This window comes from Anaerostipes sp. 494a (genome assembly GCF_001940315.1).
Lineage (GTDB): Bacteria > Bacillota > Clostridia > Lachnospirales > Lachnospiraceae > Anaerostipes > Anaerostipes faecalis.
On record NZ_MJIF01000001.1, the window covers coordinates 560,395 to 577,649 of the forward strand.

At 34.8% G+C, this 17,255-nt stretch carries 15 protein-coding genes; 4 read left to right on the forward strand and 11 right to left on the reverse strand.

Going from position 1 to position 17,255, the window contains the following annotated elements; translation table 11 throughout:
* Positions 1 to 6: 6 nt before the first annotated feature.
* Positions 7 to 1,707 (forward strand): hypothetical protein, encoded by a 1,701-nt coding sequence (locus BHF70_RS02935; RefSeq protein WP_075758877.1) that lies wholly within the window; start codon positions 7 to 9, stop codon positions 1,705 to 1,707.
* Positions 1,708 to 1,758: 51 nt separating this feature from the next.
* On the opposite strand, the gene BHF70_RS02940 is transcribed toward BHF70_RS02935, so the two are convergent.
* From BHF70_RS02940 to BHF70_RS02980, 9 genes are all read right to left on the reverse strand, one after another.
* Positions 1,759 to 2,613, reverse strand: a complete 855-nt coding sequence (locus BHF70_RS02940) for a mechanosensitive ion channel family protein (RefSeq protein WP_075758878.1) — start codon at positions 2,611 to 2,613, stop codon at positions 1,759 to 1,761.
* Positions 2,614 to 2,707: 94 nt separating this feature from the next.
* Positions 2,708 to 3,793: an aspartate-semialdehyde dehydrogenase gene (asd, locus tag BHF70_RS02945; RefSeq protein WP_075758879.1), complete on the reverse strand. Its 1,086-nt coding sequence runs from the start codon at positions 3,791 to 3,793 to the stop codon at positions 2,708 to 2,710.
* A 10-nt stretch (positions 3,794 to 3,803) separates the two neighbouring features.
* Positions 3,804 to 4,964 (reverse strand): phosphoglycerate dehydrogenase, encoded by a 1,161-nt coding sequence (locus tag BHF70_RS02950; protein ID WP_075758880.1) that lies wholly within the window; start codon positions 4,962 to 4,964, stop codon positions 3,804 to 3,806.
* Between the two features lie 9 nt (positions 4,965 to 4,973).
* A complete protein-coding gene (gene serC / locus BHF70_RS02955; protein ID WP_075758881.1) occupies positions 4,974 to 6,056 on the reverse strand; it encodes a 3-phosphoserine/phosphohydroxythreonine transaminase in 1,083 nt (360 codons plus the stop codon).
* Between the two features lie 34 nt (positions 6,057 to 6,090).
* The gene (gene ilvB, locus BHF70_RS02960; protein ID WP_075758882.1) at positions 6,091 to 7,782 is read right to left on the reverse strand and encodes a biosynthetic-type acetolactate synthase large subunit; all 1,692 of its coding nucleotides are present in this window, start codon (positions 7,780 to 7,782) and stop codon (positions 6,091 to 6,093) included.
* A 15-nt stretch (positions 7,783 to 7,797) separates the two neighbouring features.
* Positions 7,798 to 9,462, reverse strand: coding sequence for a dihydroxy-acid dehydratase (gene ilvD, locus BHF70_RS02965; RefSeq protein WP_075758883.1), 1,665 nt, complete (start codon positions 9,460 to 9,462; stop codon positions 7,798 to 7,800).
* 76 nt (positions 9,463 to 9,538) lie between these two features.
* Positions 9,539 to 10,624 carry a 3-isopropylmalate dehydrogenase gene (leuB, locus tag BHF70_RS02970; RefSeq protein WP_075758884.1) on the reverse strand — a complete coding sequence of 362 codons (1,086 nt, stop codon included), beginning with the start codon at positions 10,622 to 10,624 and terminating at the stop codon, positions 9,539 to 9,541.
* A gap of 89 nt (positions 10,625 to 10,713) precedes the next feature.
* The gene (locus BHF70_RS02975; protein ID WP_075758885.1) at positions 10,714 to 11,019 is read right to left on the reverse strand and encodes an AzlD domain-containing protein; all 306 of its coding nucleotides are present in this window, start codon (positions 11,017 to 11,019) and stop codon (positions 10,714 to 10,716) included.
* Positions 11,006 to 11,725, reverse strand: a complete 720-nt coding sequence (locus BHF70_RS02980) for an AzlC family ABC transporter permease (protein WP_075758886.1) — start codon at positions 11,723 to 11,725, stop codon at positions 11,006 to 11,008. The genes BHF70_RS02975 and BHF70_RS02980 overlap by 14 nt, the downstream gene beginning before the upstream one ends.
* A gap of 214 nt (positions 11,726 to 11,939) precedes the next feature.
* Here BHF70_RS02980 and BHF70_RS02985 point away from each other — a divergent pair, with 214 nt between their 5' ends.
* Positions 11,940 to 13,361 carry an N-acetylmuramoyl-L-alanine amidase gene (locus tag BHF70_RS02985; RefSeq protein WP_075758887.1) on the forward strand — a complete coding sequence of 474 codons (1,422 nt, stop codon included), beginning with the start codon at positions 11,940 to 11,942 and terminating at the stop codon, positions 13,359 to 13,361.
* Positions 13,362 to 13,465: 104 nt separating this feature from the next.
* Positions 13,466 to 15,331, forward strand: coding sequence for an N-acetylmuramoyl-L-alanine amidase (locus BHF70_RS02995; RefSeq protein ID WP_083638257.1), 1,866 nt, complete (start codon positions 13,466 to 13,468; stop codon positions 15,329 to 15,331).
* Between the two features lie 243 nt (positions 15,332 to 15,574).
* Here the strand turns inward: BHF70_RS02995 and BHF70_RS03000 are convergent, their stop codons facing one another.
* Positions 15,575 to 15,880, reverse strand: a complete 306-nt coding sequence (locus tag BHF70_RS03000; protein ID WP_075758888.1) for a LysM peptidoglycan-binding domain-containing protein — start codon at positions 15,878 to 15,880, stop codon at positions 15,575 to 15,577.
* A 157-nt stretch (positions 15,881 to 16,037) separates the two neighbouring features.
* On the opposite strand from BHF70_RS03000, the gene lexA reads away from it, so the two are divergent.
* The gene (lexA, locus tag BHF70_RS03005; RefSeq protein ID WP_075758889.1) at positions 16,038 to 16,655 is read left to right on the forward strand and encodes a transcriptional repressor LexA; all 618 of its coding nucleotides are present in this window, start codon (positions 16,038 to 16,040) and stop codon (positions 16,653 to 16,655) included.
* A 236-nt stretch (positions 16,656 to 16,891) separates the two neighbouring features.
* On the opposite strand, the gene rsfS is transcribed toward lexA, so the two are convergent.
* Entirely contained in the window at positions 16,892 to 17,248 is a 357-nt protein-coding gene (rsfS, locus tag BHF70_RS03010) for a ribosome silencing factor (RefSeq protein WP_075758890.1), read from the reverse strand.
* Between the last annotated feature and the right edge of the window lie 7 nt (positions 17,249 to 17,255).

The following is a 17,255-nucleotide window of genomic DNA, read 5'->3' on the forward strand; positions in this document are numbered from 1 at the left end:
GTCTTTATGAAAAAAAGATGTCTTCTTGCAGCATTTCTTCTATCCTTAACTTTTTTATGTGGATGCGGCATAGAACTTACAAGCAAAGTAAAACTTAATAAAAATTTTTCAGGTACAAGAATCATGTCTTGTACCTTTTCTTCCAATGATTTCACCCGTTTCTTTCAAGGGACTGAAGAGGATTTAGATCTGCTTATCAAAAATTCCTGTCCATCCCAGCTCAGCTATAAAAAATCTTCCAGGGATAGTCAGAAAATCTACACATTTACGTTGACGTTTTCATCTTTAAAAGACTATAAAGAAAAAACAGAAGCAATCCTTAATTTTGCACCAGAGATTACCTATCAATACGGTGATTCTCCATTTGTACAAGGATTGATTTACAAAGAAAATTTTTCATCTAAAGATTTAATGGCATGGCTTTATACAGCCTTATATGAGAAAAAATATGTTGATAAACAATCTGTAGATGAATTGTGGAATTTGAAAGAAACAACAATTTCATTTTCTGGAAAGACTTATGAAACGGAAGATAAAATTTCTATTGATGAAATGCAATATGCTGAACTTTCTTCCATTCACATCGATACCGAAGTAAAAAGAAATGGACAGCTTTCACGAAAGATTGCATTGTACATTCCCAAAAAAACTTTAGATCAGAATTCCGGAAAAATTCAATCTTACTTTGACAATGAAAATACAACATGGTCCAACTGGAAAGACGGAAAAATATTGATAATTTCGTTTTCTGAAGACAATTTCATGGATCTTGCCGCAAAAACCAGAGAAATCTTTCATTCAAAACAATGGTCTGGAACTTATAATGTTCAATGTAAATCCGGTAATCCTTTTTCTTTTGACTATGATTATAAAGAATCCATGGACTTTTCCAATTTTGTTCAAAAGTCTGGAACAGTTCCTGTCACCTTTACTTTCAATAAAAAGAAAATACTGGATTCTTCTGTGAATACAAAAACTCTCCAGTTTTCATCCAGACAAAAACAGCAGATTATAAATTATAATATTATTACGGTATGGAAAAGCGAAAAAGATATCCGTCGTAAAATTTCCTTTACTTTTGATGCAGGTAGCAATAAACGCCAATTATCCAAATTAAAAAAAGCTTTTTCCGGGAAAACAATTTCTAATGTATCCTTAGTCAAAGAAGATCAAATAATGGTACTTTCAATGATACAATCTGGAACTGTTAAAGATTGTAATGACGATATTTCCAGTATTTTTCATGACTCTTTCATGAATGCTTCTGTAAAAAACTCCTTTTTCCGGGGTAATATGACATATTTTGAAGATACAATTGCCTTTTCTTCTGGAAATAAACAAATTCATGGAACTTATACATTTGTATCTGTAAATCATCAGCAATCTGTTAAAGTATCTGTAACACCAAAAAAACAGGTAAAAAGTACTATATCACAGAACCTTTCCAGCCGGCAGGCATCTGAACTGATTCATTCTGACGAAACTGTCCGGGATTTATACCAGTATCAATTAACCGGAGATCATTTTAAAGTATCTTATCAGGGAAGCAGTGCTGCCAGCTATTGGACATCTTTACTGAAAATTATTATTCCTCTTATATTTCTTGCCGTAACAGGTATTTTCATTTATGTAAAACAAAGCTGGATTTTAATGTATGCACAAAAAATAAAAACTATCATTGAAAATTATATAGAAAAGAGAAAATAAGAAAAAAGGCTTATGATATTTTTTTCATAAGCCTTTTCTCATATTTTCATTTTACTCTTGTATAGAATCTATTTCTGATTTAATACACACATCGAGTTTCTGATATGGAATTTCAATTCCTTCCTCATCAAATCGCAATTTAATTTGTTCATTTAATCTCCATTTTGCAGATATATATTCCTGCGTTGGAACCCAGCAGCGAACTCCTAATGTAACTGCACTGTCATCTAAACTGCTGACAAAAATATCGACTCCTTCCTGATCCATGATTTTCTTTTCCTGCTCAACAATGTCAGATAAAATTTCTTTTGCTTTTCTTATATCTGTATCATAGCTGACACCTACCGTTATATCAATCAGACGACGATCCTGATTTGTATTATTGATTAAATTAGAATTACTTAATGTTCCATTAGGAATCACAATCACTCGATTATCAACCGTCTTCAATTTCGTATAAAAAATATCCATTGCAGCAACCACACCTTCACATCCGGTACCATCAACTACAATATAATCACCTACCTGAAATGGTTTTAATACAAGTAACAAAACGCCTCCTGCAATGTTAGACAGACTTCCCTGCAATGCCAGACCAACTGCAACACCAGCAGAACCCAGAATAGCAATGAAAGAGCTTACTTCTATACCCATATGCGCTACCGCCATAAAAATAACAACAGCACGTAAGGCAATTTTTATGAAAGAACAGGAAAATGAAATCACTCCATAGTCAATTTCACTTTTTTCTAATGTAGTTTTTATAATCGTTATCAATAGTTTAATCAGTTTAAAGCCAATGATAACCATTAAAAATGCTACAACAATTTTCCCTGCAAGTCCTAACCCAGCATCAATATATTTTTCCAATAATCGACTCCAGTCTACATTTGCTTTTAATAACATTCTTATGCTCCTCTTGTGTTTTATAGTATTTTATATTTGTTAAAAAAACGGAGCTTCCGTTTCCAGAATCTCCGTTCTCATCTGCATTTAAAAATTATTTTTTCGTAATATATCCTTTTGCCTTTAATGTTTCAGCACATAAAACAGCTCCACCTGCTGCTCCACGAACAGTATTGTGAGATAATCCTACAAATTTATAATCGTAAACTGTATCTTCGCGTAAACGACCAACAGAAACACCCATTCCATTTTCATAATCAACATCCATGGTTACCTGTGGACGATTATCTTCTTCGATATACTGAATCATCTGTTTTGGTGCACTTGGTAAATCAAGTTCCTGAGGTAAACCGCTAAAGTTCACTAATTTTTCAATCAGCTGCTCTTTTGTTGGCTTCTTTCTGAATTTAACAAATACAGCTGCTGTATGACCATTTAATACCGGCACGCGGATACACTGTGTTGTAATAACTGGAGATTCTGCTTTTACGATAACACCATCTTCAATATGTCCCCATAAACGAAGCGGTTCCTGTTCACTTTTTTCTTCTTCTCCTCCAATGTATGGAATAATATTTCCATTCATTTCAGGCCAGTCTTTAAATGTTTTTCCTGCCCCTGAAATTGCCTGATAAGTAGTTGCAACAACTTCATATGGCTCAAATTCTTTCCATGCAGTCAGTACAGGTGCATAACTTTGGATAGAACAATTTGGTTTAACAGCCACAAAACCTTTTGTTGTTCCAAGACGTTTCTTCTGACTTTCAATAACTTCAAAATGTTCTGGATTGATTTCAGGTACTACCATTGGAACATCAGGTGTCCATCGATGAGCACTATTGTTAGAAACAACTGGTGTTTCTGTTTTAGCATACTCTTCTTCGATTTTTTTAATTTCTTCTTTAGACATATCAACTGCACTAAATACAAAATCAACAGAAGATGCAACTTCCTCAACTTCATTTACATTTTTTACTATAATATTTTTTACTGCTTCCGGCATTGGAGTATCCATTTTCCATCGTCCGCCTACTGCTTCTTCATATGTCTTTCCAGCAGAACGTGGACTTGCTGCCAATGTTTTCACTTCAAACCATGGATGATTTTCCAAAAGTGCAATGAATCTCTGTCCAACCATTCCTGTTGCACCCAGAATACCTACCTGTAATTTTTCAATCATTTTTTCTCTCCTATAATACTCTCACACGAACTACACCATCAATATTCTTCATTTTTTCAATGATTTCTTTTGAAGGTTTTTTCTCAACATCGAGCATAGAATATGCCCAGTCACCCCTTGATTTATTTAACATATTTTCAATATTATAGTTTTCCCCTGCAAGAATAGCAGTCAACTGACCAATCATATTTGGAAGATTTTTATGATGAACTGTAATTCTTGCTGCCACTTCCTTATCGCCTAAATCGCAGTTTGGATAATTTACAGAATTAATAATATTACCATTTTCCAGATAATTCATTAACTGATCAACTGCCATTTCTGCACAATTATCTTCTGATTCCTCTGTAGATGCTCCAAGATGTGGAATTGTGATAACTCCATCTACCCCTGCGATAGTTTCATTTGGGAAGTCTGTTACATACTTGCTGACTTTACCTGATGCAAGTCCTTCAATCATTGCCTCATCTTCAACCAGTTCTCCTCTGGCAAAATTAAGGATTTTTACACCGTCTTTCATTTTGTAAATTGCTTCCTTGTTAATCATTCCTCTTGTAGAATCAATACAAGGAACATGAATTGTAATATAATCACATTTAGAAAAAATTTCATCTAAAGAGCTGCTATGATTAACCATCCGTGAAAGACTCCATGCTGAACGAACAGATACATATGGGTCATATCCATATACTTTCATTCCAAGGCGATTACAAATATTTGCAACCAATACACCAATTGCTCCAAGACCGATGACACCGATACTCTTACCTTTTAATTCATTACCTGCATAAGCTTTTTTCTGTTTTTCAACAACCTTGCCTAAATCTTCAGTTTTTGCATTTTCTTTTACCCAGTTGTATCCTCCGATAATATCACGAGAAGCAAGTAAAAGACCCGCAACAACTAATTCCTTTACACCATTTGCATTTGCACCTGGTGTATTGAATACAGTAATACCTTTTTCGGCATATTCTTCTAAAGGAATATTATTAACACCGGCACCTGCTCTTGCAACAGCAATCATACTTTCTGGTACTTCCAGATCATGCATTTTGGCACTTCTTACCAAAACCGCATCTGCCGCACTTAAATCTTCAACAACTTCAAACTCACTTGTAAACAAATCCAATCCCTGTTTAGAAATAGGATTTAAACATTTTACTGTATACATGACTTCTCCTTATTTGTTCTCTTCTTCAAATTTTTTCATAAATGCAACTAATTTTTCAACACCCTCTTTAGGCATAGCATTGTAAATACTTGCACGCATTCCACCAACTGTTCTATGACCTTTCAGGTTTTCAAATCCAGCTTCTTTTGCTTCTGCAACAAATTTAGCATCTAAATCTTTATCCCCTGTTACAAATGGAACATTCATCAGAGAACGATCTTTCTTTTCAACAGTTCCTCTAAATAATTCGCTCTGATCAAGGAAATCATATAAGATTTTTGCTTTTTCTTCATTGCGTTTCTGCATTGCTTCCAGTCCACCCTGATCTTTCAGCCATTTAAATACCTTTCCACAGATATAAATACCATAACATGGAGGTGTATTATATAAAGAATTGGCATCTGCCTGAGTTTTCCATTTTAACATGGTTGGTGTTCCAGGAAGAACATCATCTGTAATCAGATCTTCACGAATAATACATACAACAACTCCGGCTGGTCCAACATTTTTCTGCACTCCAAAGTAAATGACACCAAAATCTTCAACATTCACTGGTTCAGATAAAATGCAGGAAGACATATCAGCTACAAGAATTTTTCCTTTTGTATTTGGAAGATTCCAGTATTTTGTTCCATAAATTGTATTATTATAACATACATATACATAATCTGCATCTTCTGAAACAGGAAGATCACTGCAATCTGGAATATATGAAAATGTTTTATCTTCTGATGATGCTAAAATATTAGCTTTTCCATATCTGCTTGCTTCCTGGTATGCTTTTTTTGCCCACTGTCCTGTAATAATGAAATCTGCAACTTTGTTTTTCATAAGATTCATAGGAATTGCAGAAAATTGCTGAGAAGCTCCTCCCTGAAGGAATAATACTTTGTAATTATCCGGAATATTCATCAGTTCTCTCAAATCTGCTTCTGCAGTTTCAATAATATCTGCAAACATTTTAGATCTGTGGCTCATTTCCATTACAGACATTCCACATCCTCTATAATCTAACATTTCTTCTGCTGCTTCTTTCAGTACTTCTTCTGGCAGAACTGCAGGTCCTGCTGAAAAATTATAAACTCTTGACATCATTCTCTCCTTTTATTATAAAACTTCTTATTTATTAATTTGCTTCCCTCTCCTCAAGATCCGCTTTATCAAATGCATCTTCAATAGATCCTCCCGGATTAACCATTGGCCATACTTTATCATCTAAATCAATATGACAATCAAGCACAACAGGTCTTCCTGCATCCAGTGCATCTTCAAATGCATATTCAAATTCTTCCATATTTGTAACTTTTTTAGCAATAACGCCAAATCCCTCTGAAACTTTCACAAAATCAACAGGATCCTCAAAAGTCGTATAAGAATAACGCTCTTCATAGAATAAATCCTGCCATTGTCTGACCATTCCAAGTACACTATTATTGATAATAACCTCTATAATTGGAATATTATATCTGGAAGCTGTTGCCAGTTCATTTAAATTCATTCGGAAACATCCATCCCCAGCAATATTAATGACCGTCTTGTCAGGATTTCCCATTTTAGCTCCAAGACTGGCGCCTAAACCATATCCCATGGTTCCTAAGCCTCCAGAAGTTAAAAATTTTCTAGGTTTATCATATTTAAAAAACTGTGCTGCCCACATCTGATGCTGTCCAACTTCTGTTGTGATAATAGCGTCACCCTTTGTTCTCTCATAAATCTTTTCGATAATCTGAGGACAAGTTAATCTTCCCTTATCATAGGTTAATGGATATTTTACTTTATACTCCATAACTTTTTTTACCCAGGCATTATGATTCTGCTGAGTCAGACGTCGATTCATAACGGTCAGTACCGCTTTAATATCGCCCACAATATAAGCGTTTGTCATAATATTCTTATTAATTTCAACCGGATCAATATCAATCTGTAAAATTGTCGCATTCTTTGCAAATGTATTTGGATTTCCTAAAACACGATCACTGAATCTTGTACCAATAGCAATCAGAAGATCTGCTTCCGACACTCCAAGATTGGAGGCTTTGGTTCCGTGCATTCCGATCATTCCAGTATATAATGCATTTGTTCCATCAAAAGCACCTTTTCCCATAAGTGTATCACAAACAGGACAATGTACTTTCTCTACGAATTCATTAACTTCATCGGCTGCATCTGAAATAACCGCACCACCACCAACAAGAACAAAAGGTTTTTTTGCTTCTTCAATCATCTGAATTGCAGTCTGGATATCCAGCTCACGAATATGTTCACTGGATCTGATGATCTTAGCAGGAACAACTTTTTCATACATTGCTTTAGCCGCTGTAACATCTTTTGGAATATCAATCAACACCGGTCCTGGTCTACCTGATTCTGCAATACGAAAAGCTCTTCGAATAGTATCTGCCAGGTCATGTACATCTTTTACAATAAAATTGTGCTTTGTAATAGGTAGTGTTATTCCTGAAATATCCACTTCCTGAAAGCTGTCTTTTCCAAGGAGACTCACTCCAACATTACAGGTAATGACCACCATAGGTACTGAATCCATATACGCTGTTGCAATTCCTGTTACTGTATTTGTGGCTCCAGGACCAGAAGTTGCAAAACATACTCCGACTTTTCCTGTTGATCTTGCATATCCGTCTGCCGCATGAGAAGCTCCCTGCTCATGGGAAGTTAAAATATGTGTAAAATCCTCTTTCTGTTTATATAATTCATCGTAAATATTTAAAATAGCACCACCAGGATACCCAAAAACAGTATCAACTCCCTGCTCCTTTAAACATTCTAAAACAATCTGAGCACCAGTCAATTGTTTCATTTGTTGACCTTCTTTCTATTTATTGATTTCTAATATTGCACCACGATTTCCTGAGGTAACTAAAGATGCATATCTGGCTAAATATCCGGTCGTAACCTTTGGTGTTCGTGGCTGCCATTTTTCTTTACGCTCTTTTAATTCCTCATCTGATACTTTAAGATTTAATGTATTTGCATCAATATCGATTGCAATAATATCTCCTTCTTCAACTAATGCAATAGGTCCTCCTACTGCTGCCTCTGGAGAAACATGTCCAATACATGCACCTCTGGATGCTCCTGAAAAACGTCCATCTGTAATAAGAGCAACACTGGAACCTAATCCCATACCCATAATAGCAGAAGTTGGATTTAACATTTCACGCATACCAGGTCCACCCTTTGGTCCTTCGTAACGAATAACTACGACGTCACCTGGATGGATTTCTCCACCTTTAATGGCTTTAATTGCATCTTCTTCACAGTCAAATACTCTGGCTGGTCCTTCCATCTTCAGCATTTCAGGTGCAACAGCAGAACGTTTTACAACACCTGAATCTGGTGCCAGATTTCCTTTTAATACTGCAATTCCACCAGTTTCACTGTATGGATGATCTATAGGACGAATAATTTCTGGATTTCTGTTAACACATCCTTCAATGTTTTCTTTTACAGTTTTTCCTGTTACTGTAATCAGATCTGTATGAAGCAGATTCTTTTTATTTAATTCATTCATTACGGCATAAACACCACCTGCTTCATTTAAATCTTCCATATAAGTATGTCCTGCAGGTGCAAGATGACATAAATTAGGAGTCTTTGCACTGATTGCATTTGCTTTATCCAGATCAAGATCAATCCCTGCTTCATGTGCAATTGCCGGCAGATGTAACATACTGTTTGTACTGCATCCAAGTGCCATATCAACAGTTAATGCATTTTCAAATGCTTCTTCTGTTAAAATATCTCTTGGTCTGATATTCTTTTCAAGCAATTCCATAACCTTCATACCTGCATGTTTTGCCAGACGGATTCTTTCAGAATATACTGCTGGAATTGTTCCATTTCCACGAAGTCCCATTCCAAGTACTTCTGTCAGACAGTTCATGGAATTGGCTGTATACATCCCAGAACAAGATCCACATGTTGGACATGTTTTATTTTCAAATTCATCCAGCTCATCTTTTGTGATGGTTCCTGCTGCATAAGAACCTACTGCTTCGAACATACTAGATAAGCTTGTTTTCTTTCCTTTTACGTGTCCCGCGAGCATTGGTCCGCCACTGACGAACACTGTAGGTACATTGACACGAGCCGCAGCCATAAGAAGCCCCGGAACATTTTTATCACAGTTTGGTACCATTACCAGTGCATCGAACTGATGTGCAAGTGCCATACATTCTGTGGAGTCAGCAATCAGATCACGAGTTACCAGAGAATATTTCATTCCAACATGTCCCATGGCGATTCCATCACATACTGCAATTGCCGGGAAAACAACTGGTGTTCCACCTGCCATTGCTACACCCATTTTAACAGCTTCTACAATCTTGTCAATATTCATATGACCAGGAACAATTTCGTTGTATGAACTGACAATCCCAACCAATGGTTTTTTCATTTCTTCTTTTGTGTACCCTAAGGCATTAAATAAAGATCTCTGAGGTGCAAATGCATCTCCTTCTGTGTAAGTATTACCCATAACTACCTCCTATTGTGATGGAAAACAGAAAGAAGAAAAAAACTCCCTCTCCATTTTCTATCACCATCTCCTGTATTTATTTGATTTTTTCAATAATTAACTGACCCATTTCTTTACAGCCAACCTGTTTCATACCTTCTGACATAATATCCACTGTACGATATCCATCAGAAAGTACTTCTTTAACAGCGTTTTCAATTTCTTCTGCTTCTTTATCTAGATCAAAAGAATATCGAAGCATCATGGCCGCTGATAAGATTGTCGCTATTGGATTGGCTATATCCTGTCCTGCAATATCTGGTGCTGAGCCATGACTAGGTTCATATAATCCAAATTTACCTTCAGCAAGACTTGCAGATGAAAGCATACCTATAGAACCTGTAATCATACTTGCTTCATCTGATAAAATATCGCCAAACATATTTTCTGTCAAGATAACATCAAACTGTTTTGGATTATTTACAAGCTGCATAGCACAATTATCTACCAGCATATGTTCATATGTAACATCTTCATAATCTTTTGCAACTTCTTCAACAACACTTCTCCATAATCTGGAAGAATCCAAAACATTAGCTTTATCCACACTGATTACATGTTTTTTTCTTTTTCTTGCAATATCAAATGCTTTAATTGCAATTCTGCGAATTTCTTCTTCACTGTATGTCAGGGTATCTGTAGCTACTCTGATGCCATCCACTTCCTCGGTATGCCTTTCTCCAAAATAAAGACCACCAGTCAGTTCTCGCATAATTACCATATCAAATCCATCACCAATCACTTCATCTCGTAAAGGACATGCTTTTTTTAATTCTTCATATAAATATGCAGGTCTTATATTTGCAAATAATCCTAAAGCCTTACGAAGTGCAAGCAATCCTGCTTCTGGTCTTAAATCAGCCGGAAGTTTATACCATGGAGAGGTACTTGTATTTCCACCAATAGATCCCATTAACACTGCATCACTGTTTCTAGCAATTTCCAATGCTTCTTCTGTTAATGGCTTACCATGTACATCAATGGAAGCTCCACCCATCAAAATCTGTTCATAAGAAAATGTATGACCATATTTCTTTCCGACAGCATCCAAAACATTCATTGCTTCGGTAACAATTTCTGGTCCAATTCCGTCACCTTTAATGACCGCTAAATTACAATTCATATTGTCCTCCTTATATTAAGCGGATAATTCCGCATAATTTATATATTATTAAGTCCACTTTAATGTAAACAAGGTTTTTCCTAATAAAATTAAAACACCAGTGTCAGAAAAGCTGCAATACAGCTTACGCATGCCACTGTCACAATATTCTTTTCAAAATATGCAAATATCATTGCTACAATAAATCCTACTACAGATGACTTATAATCTCCAGTTGCATAAAACACCGCCGGCATAATCATAGCAGCTAATACTGCATATGGTACATAATATAAAAACGATCGAAAAAACCGATTTTGAATCTTTTTCTGGATAGCAACCAAGGGAATCATCCTTATTAAATAAGTAGAAACTGCAGTAACAATAATATAAACCAGCAATTTAGTTATGTTCATAATCATCCTCCTGTTCTACCGGAAAAACTGCTGCTCCAATTGTCGCTGCAATCAAAGTACATATGATAATAGAAAATCCACTGGAAATAAAAGATAAAGCTTTCACATAATGGAAAGCCAGGCTTATTACCATGGAAATAATAATTACAATTAAAATGTTTCGATCCTTTTTAGCAGGTGGAATTATAATACCTATCAGCATTCCATATATTGCAATCCCTAATGCATTCCTGATAACAACCGGTAAAATTCTACTTGCTGTTGCGCCAAGAAAAGTACCAAGTGTCCAACTAATCCATGGAATCGTCATCAATGCATAAAAATATTTGGGGGTGATTTCTCCTGGTCGTCCACAGGAAACAGCAAAAATCTCATCTGTTACTCCAAATGCCATGGAAATGCGATTCCAGATATTAGCTTTCTCAATCAATTTTTGTCCTATTGCTATAGACATAATAGAATATCTTAAATTAATAATAAACTGGGACAAAATCAATTCAACAAGGGATCCCCCTGCAGTCATAGAAATAATCGCCGCAAATTGTCCGGCTGACGTCAGACATGTTGCCGAAATCAAAGTCACTGCCCATACTGGAATTCCCTTTGCCACACCTGCAATTCCAAATGCAAATGAGACTGCTACATATGCAAGACCTATTGGAATTCCATCAATCAGGCCTTGCTTAAAGTCATCATGTGCTTTCATTTCTTACTCCTTGATATTTAATTCAGGAATACTCGATTGTTTAGTTAATTTAACAAAATTCCCTAAAAATCGTGCTTATATAATAGAATACCACATTTAATTTCAGAATGGAAACAATTTTTCATGAAAGTATTGGTAAAATCTTCATTTCGTTGAATTCTCACAAAAATTATAATATAATATTTTTATAATTTATAAAAAGGGGAGACATTTTATGTATCAAAAAAAAATTATTTGTATGGGACTTGCTGTCAGTATGATGTTCAGCAGCTGCTGTCAAACATTTGCTTCTATAAAAGCTGGTCAGTATTACAAAATCCAATATACACATAACAAAAAATATTATTCTAAAAAAGCAATTGATGCAAGATATAATAATTCTATTATAAAAACCAATATGCCTGGTTTTATTGAAGGATCTACTTCATTATATTCTGCATACTGGATTTTTGGACGTTGTACATCTCTGGGCACCAAATATACATATAATAGTAAAAATAATTCTGTTGTTCTAAAACGCGGCTCCAATACAATTATCATGAAACTAAATAGTAAAACTGCTACATTAAACGGAAAGAAATTCACTCTCCCTGCAGCACCTCGTAAAATCCGCTATGTGGCAAAGAAAAAAAATTATATCATGGTTCCTGGTGAAATTCTTTCCAAAAAGCTGGGACTGAACTATACCTGGAATAACAGACTGTTATGTGGATTGATTACAAAAAAGACTACTACTTCATCTAACACTACTACAAATTTAAATAATAGTACTTCATCATCCAATTCAATAGTACCTGTCTCTAAGATTACCGCTTCATCTACGAATTATTCAATTCGAATAAAAAAGCCTTCTGGACTGAACAGTTCCAATATAACATCCGATGATGATTATTGGAATAAACGATTAAGACTGATTATTTCCGGAAATTATAAGACACACTTTTCTTCTGCCTCAAATCGTACTATTAAGGATTCCCTTACTTACAGTGTATCTTACAGTAACGGAAAAACATATATTGATTTGAAAACCTCTACTATTAAAGGATTCAGCATCACACAAACAGCTTCGTATATCTATGTGAAATATGCGGCTCCAAAAAGTATGTTTCAACGTGTAATTGTTGTAGATGCCGGGCATGGCGGCTCTGATTCCGGTGCTGTTGGAAGTGGATATTATGAGAAAAACATGACATTAAAAATTGTACAAAGTATGAAGAAAAACTTTGATAACAATTCCACATATAAAGTATATTACACCAGGTTATCTGACTGGTATCCAAGCCTTTCCTACAGATATAAGATGGCAAATGAGGTAAAAGCTGATCGATTTTTAAGTGTACATATTAATTCTGCTTCTCCTTCTGCAAAAGGAACAGAAACACTATATAAAACTTATAAAACCTATGCTTCCAATATACAAGATTATGCATTGCAGGGTATGGGATATACCAAAAAAGGATCTTTTGATCGCGGTTTAAAATATCGTTCTGATCTTGCTGTATTAAATGGTCCAAACATGACAACTGCTCTTGTAGAAATGGGATTTATCACAAACAGCACAGAAGCCAACCGTATTAATTCTCGTACAAGCATTATTGGAAACAAATTGTATCTGGCATTGTGTAATTCTTTTTAAATAAATTATTCAGACAAGTCGTATCTTTTGATACGGCTTTTTTCATTTTTATTGCGAATATATTACATTTATGATACAATTTTGTAAAAGAAAGGAGATTATATATGCGATCAAAAAAAGCAGTATTTATTTTTATTGTTTTTCTATTCATAACAGGCAATTTTCTTTCTGCATCCGCTTATGACTATGCAGTTACCGGCAATACTTATACACTTAGAATTGCCGGAAAGAAACAACAAAAAAAATCCATTGGTGCCGCATGGACTGGAACAACAATTAAAACTCGTGCACCTGGATATATAGAATCTAACACATCTATGTATTCAGCATATTATATTTTTAAACAGACCAAAACTCTCGGTACTTCTTATTCTTATTCTTCGAAGAATAAGAAGATTATACTTAAACGTGGATTAAATACAATTACCTTCACTTTAGACAGCAAATATGCTTATGTAAACGGAGTAAAAAAGGTCCTTCCTGCACCTGCACGAAAAGTCTATTCATATAGAAACAAAAAAAATTATATTTATGTTCCTGGAGAATTTTCTGCAAAATATCTGGGATTAGGATACTATTGGAAAAACAGTAAACGAATCGGTAATTTTTACTCTAAATCTTCAGTAAATCCTGGAAACTATATTAAAGTCAAATATTGCAGTACTGGAAAAATTTATCAAAAAAAGGTAGTTCAGGCACGATATAATTCAACTGTGATTCCTACGAATATGCCAGGCTTCCTTGATGGATCCACATCTCTATATTCCGCATACTGGATTTATGGAAAATATTCATACTTAGGAACAAAATATTCTTATTCAAGTAAAACAAAAAAAATTACAATTAAAAGAGGATCCAACACCATTACTATGACATTGGATAAAAAAACAGCTTATTTAAATGGAAAAGCTTTCTCTCTTCCTGCCGCACCAAGAAAAGTATATTATTATAACCGCATGACCAATTACATAATGGTACCGGGAGAAATTATTTCCAAAAAATTAGGATTAAATTATAGCTGGAATAATAGACTTTTATCTGGAGTTATTTCAAAAACAGCTTCGTCTGCCAGTAATAATACCAGTTCAAGTTCAAGTTCAAGTTCAAGTTCAAGTTCCATTATAAATCCTTATACAAAAATAACAGCTTCATCCAGCAATTATTCTATTCGAATAAAGAAACCATCAGGACTATCCGCATCCAAAATAACAGCAAATGATGATTATTGGAACAAGCGGCTTCAGTTAATTATCCAGGGGAATTATAAAACTCATTTTTCTGCCACTAACAATCGAACTATTCAAGACAGTCTATCATATAGTGTTTCTTATAGTGGTGGCAATACATATATTAATTTAAAGACAGCTACTATTAAAGGATTTAGTGTCACACAAACTTCTTCCTATATATATGTAAAATATGCAGCTCCAAAAAGTATGTTTCAACGTGTAATCGTTGTAGATGCAGGTCATGGCGGCTCTGATTCCGGTGCTGTCGGAAATGGATATTACGAGAAAAACATGACATTAAAAATTGTACAAAATATAAAAAAATACTTTGATGGAAATTCTACATATAAGGTTTATTACACTAGATTATCTGACTGGTATCCAAGCCTTTCATATCGATATACCATGGCAAATGAAGTAAAGGCTGATCGATTTTTAAGTGTACATATTAATTCTGCTTCTGCTTCCGCAAAAGGAACCGAAACATTATATAAGAACTATAAAACATATGCTAACACCGTTCAATCATATGCACTGAATGGTATGGGTTACTCCAGCAACAGCTCTTACAACCGTGGATTAAAGTATCGAACAGACCTCGCTGTTTTAAATGGTCCATCTATGACCACTGCTTTGGTTGAAATGGGATTTATTACAAATAGTACAGAAGCTAACCGCATTAATTCCAGATCATCTACAATTGGATACAATCTCTACAATGCTATCATTCATTCTTTTTAATAATATTTTACTGCCAGATTTATTACAGAAAATTATCTAATTATGAAAAACAGTTTATAACGGAATTGTTGAATTCTTCCGTAGATACCAAAACAAACGATTAACACCCGGTATAGTTTGATTGTTTATAACATAATTCACAAAAAACCTTCTCTTAAAATATCCCTTTGATTATAACTGTGGATAATTAAACAATAGAGAAGGTTTTATTTTTCTTATGAAAGTAATTCACCCGTTTTGCTTCTAGATATCTATATAATAGGGAATAACCAGATACATATCTTCTGTTATAACCTGATCATAAATATGATTTGTCTCACATACTTCATCTATATATTGATCCATAGATTCATATTCATCGCTAATATGCTCTTCTGCAATAGACCACAAGGAATCTCCTTTCTCAACCTGAATACTTGTAAATCTTTTCTCACGGCGATCTTTCGCATCAACAACAGATCTGCTTCTCGTGAACAATACTCCCGATATAAACAAAGCAATAGCTATTAATATGATAAATAAAATAATTCTTCCTTTATTGATTCTCATCTGTATCCCTCCACTCGTATCGAACATTTGTTTGTAGCTTTATTATACAATTCGAACATCCGTTTGTCAATGCTATTTCGAAAATTTGTTCGGGAACACTTGTTTTGATACTATTATTATGGTATTATATTGATAAGAATTTAATGGAGGATATATTATGTCAAGAGAACAGTTAAGTGATAAACAGCAGCAGATTCTTGAATTTATCAAACAACGTATATTAGAAAAAGGTTATCCGCCTGCTGTTCGTGAAATATGCGAAGCAGTACATTTAAGATCTACATCTTCTGTCCATTCTCATCTTGAGACACTGGAACGTAAAGGATATATTCGCAGAGATCCAACAAAGCCTCGTGCTATTGAAATAATTGATGACGATTTTAATTTATCCCGACGTGAAATTGTTCATATCCCGATTGTCGGTACTATTACTGCAGGCGAACCTATTCTCGCCGTTGAAAATATCGAAGATTATTTTCCAATGCAGCCTGAATTCGTCAGCAACAAAAAAACCTTTATGCTTCATGTAAAAGGTGAAAGCATGATCAATGCCGGCATTTTAGATGGAGATATGGTAATTGTTGAACAGCAGTCAACTGCATCTAATGGTGATATTGTTGTTGCCCTGATTGAAGACTCTGCCACTGTAAAAACTTTTTATAAAGAAGATGGATTTTATCGATTACAACCTGAAAACGATTTTATGGATCCCATTATCGTTCAGGAAGTTTCCATAATCGGAATAGTTGTTGGTCTATATCGCTCTATGAAATAATTCAAGACTCGCTCGCGAGTCTTGGCGCGGAATTCGGGTCTGCATAGCAGACATACTTCCAATCCGAATTCCTGCGCATCCTCGCGGAGCGTATATCAGATGGGGGATTGAAACCCGCCACTGATACATAATTGTTGCTCACCGCCTACAGAGGCGGGAGTCATCCCTCATCTGATATAATATTAAAGCCTCAGACATCTGTATTTCAGATATCTGAGGCTTTTACTTATAGGTTATTATTCTCCTATTTCTTCAATATTTACTTCCACTCCGTCTTTCCATATTCTCTCTAAATCATAAAAAAGACGATTTTCCCTATCAAATACATGAATAATAATATCATGAAAATCAAGAAGCACCCAGCTTCCATCTCTGTATCCTTCCATTTGTTTCATGGAATATCCTGCTTTTTCAAGTTCTTCCTGAACATTATCTACCATTGCCTGTACCTGATTTTTATTACTACCATCTGCAATAATAAAATAATCTGCAATTGTAGAAATTCCACGAATATCAATAACCTTAATATCTTCACCCAACTTATCATCCAGTGCCTGATAAGCAATTTTAACCATATTTAATGCCTGTTCCATTATAATC

What these genes read in the sequence shown, in the direction of transcription:
- BHF70_RS02935 (WP_075758877.1), top strand. Translation starts at nt 7, where the DNA reads ATGAAAAAAAGATGTCTTCTTGCAGCATTTCTTCTATCCTTAACTTTT.
- BHF70_RS02940 (WP_075758878.1), bottom strand. Translation starts at nt 2,613, where the DNA reads ATGTTATTAAAAGCAAATGTAGACTGGAGTCGATTATTGGAAAAATAT.
- asd (WP_075758879.1), bottom strand. Translation starts at nt 3,793, where the DNA reads ATGATTGAAAAATTACAGGTAGGTATTCTGGGTGCAACAGGAATGGTT.
- BHF70_RS02950 (WP_075758880.1), bottom strand. Translation starts at nt 4,964, where the DNA reads ATGTATACAGTAAAATGTTTAAATCCTATTTCTAAACAGGGATTGGAT.
- serC (WP_075758881.1), bottom strand. Translation starts at nt 6,056, where the DNA reads ATGTCAAGAGTTTATAATTTTTCAGCAGGACCTGCAGTTCTGCCAGAA.
- ilvB (WP_075758882.1), bottom strand. Translation starts at nt 7,782, where the DNA reads ATGAAACAATTGACTGGTGCTCAGATTGTTTTAGAATGTTTAAAGGAG.
- ilvD (WP_075758883.1), bottom strand. Translation starts at nt 9,462, where the DNA reads ATGGGTAATACTTACACAGAAGGAGATGCATTTGCACCTCAGAGATCT.
- leuB (WP_075758884.1), bottom strand. Translation starts at nt 10,624, where the DNA reads ATGAATTGTAATTTAGCGGTCATTAAAGGTGACGGAATTGGACCAGAA.
- BHF70_RS02975 (WP_075758885.1), bottom strand. Translation starts at nt 11,019, where the DNA reads ATGAACATAACTAAATTGCTGGTTTATATTATTGTTACTGCAGTTTCT.
- BHF70_RS02980 (WP_075758886.1), bottom strand. Translation starts at nt 11,725, where the DNA reads ATGAAAGCACATGATGACTTTAAGCAAGGCCTGATTGATGGAATTCCA.
- BHF70_RS02985 (WP_075758887.1), top strand. Translation starts at nt 11,940, where the DNA reads ATGTATCAAAAAAAAATTATTTGTATGGGACTTGCTGTCAGTATGATG.
- BHF70_RS02995 (WP_083638257.1), top strand. Translation starts at nt 13,466, where the DNA reads ATGCGATCAAAAAAAGCAGTATTTATTTTTATTGTTTTTCTATTCATA.
- BHF70_RS03000 (WP_075758888.1), bottom strand. Translation starts at nt 15,880, where the DNA reads ATGAGAATCAATAAAGGAAGAATTATTTTATTTATCATATTAATAGCT.
- lexA (WP_075758889.1), top strand. Translation starts at nt 16,038, where the DNA reads ATGTCAAGAGAACAGTTAAGTGATAAACAGCAGCAGATTCTTGAATTT.
- rsfS (WP_075758890.1), bottom strand. Translation starts at nt 17,248, where the DNA reads ATGGAACAGGCATTAAATATGGTTAAAATTGCTTATCAGGCACTGGAT.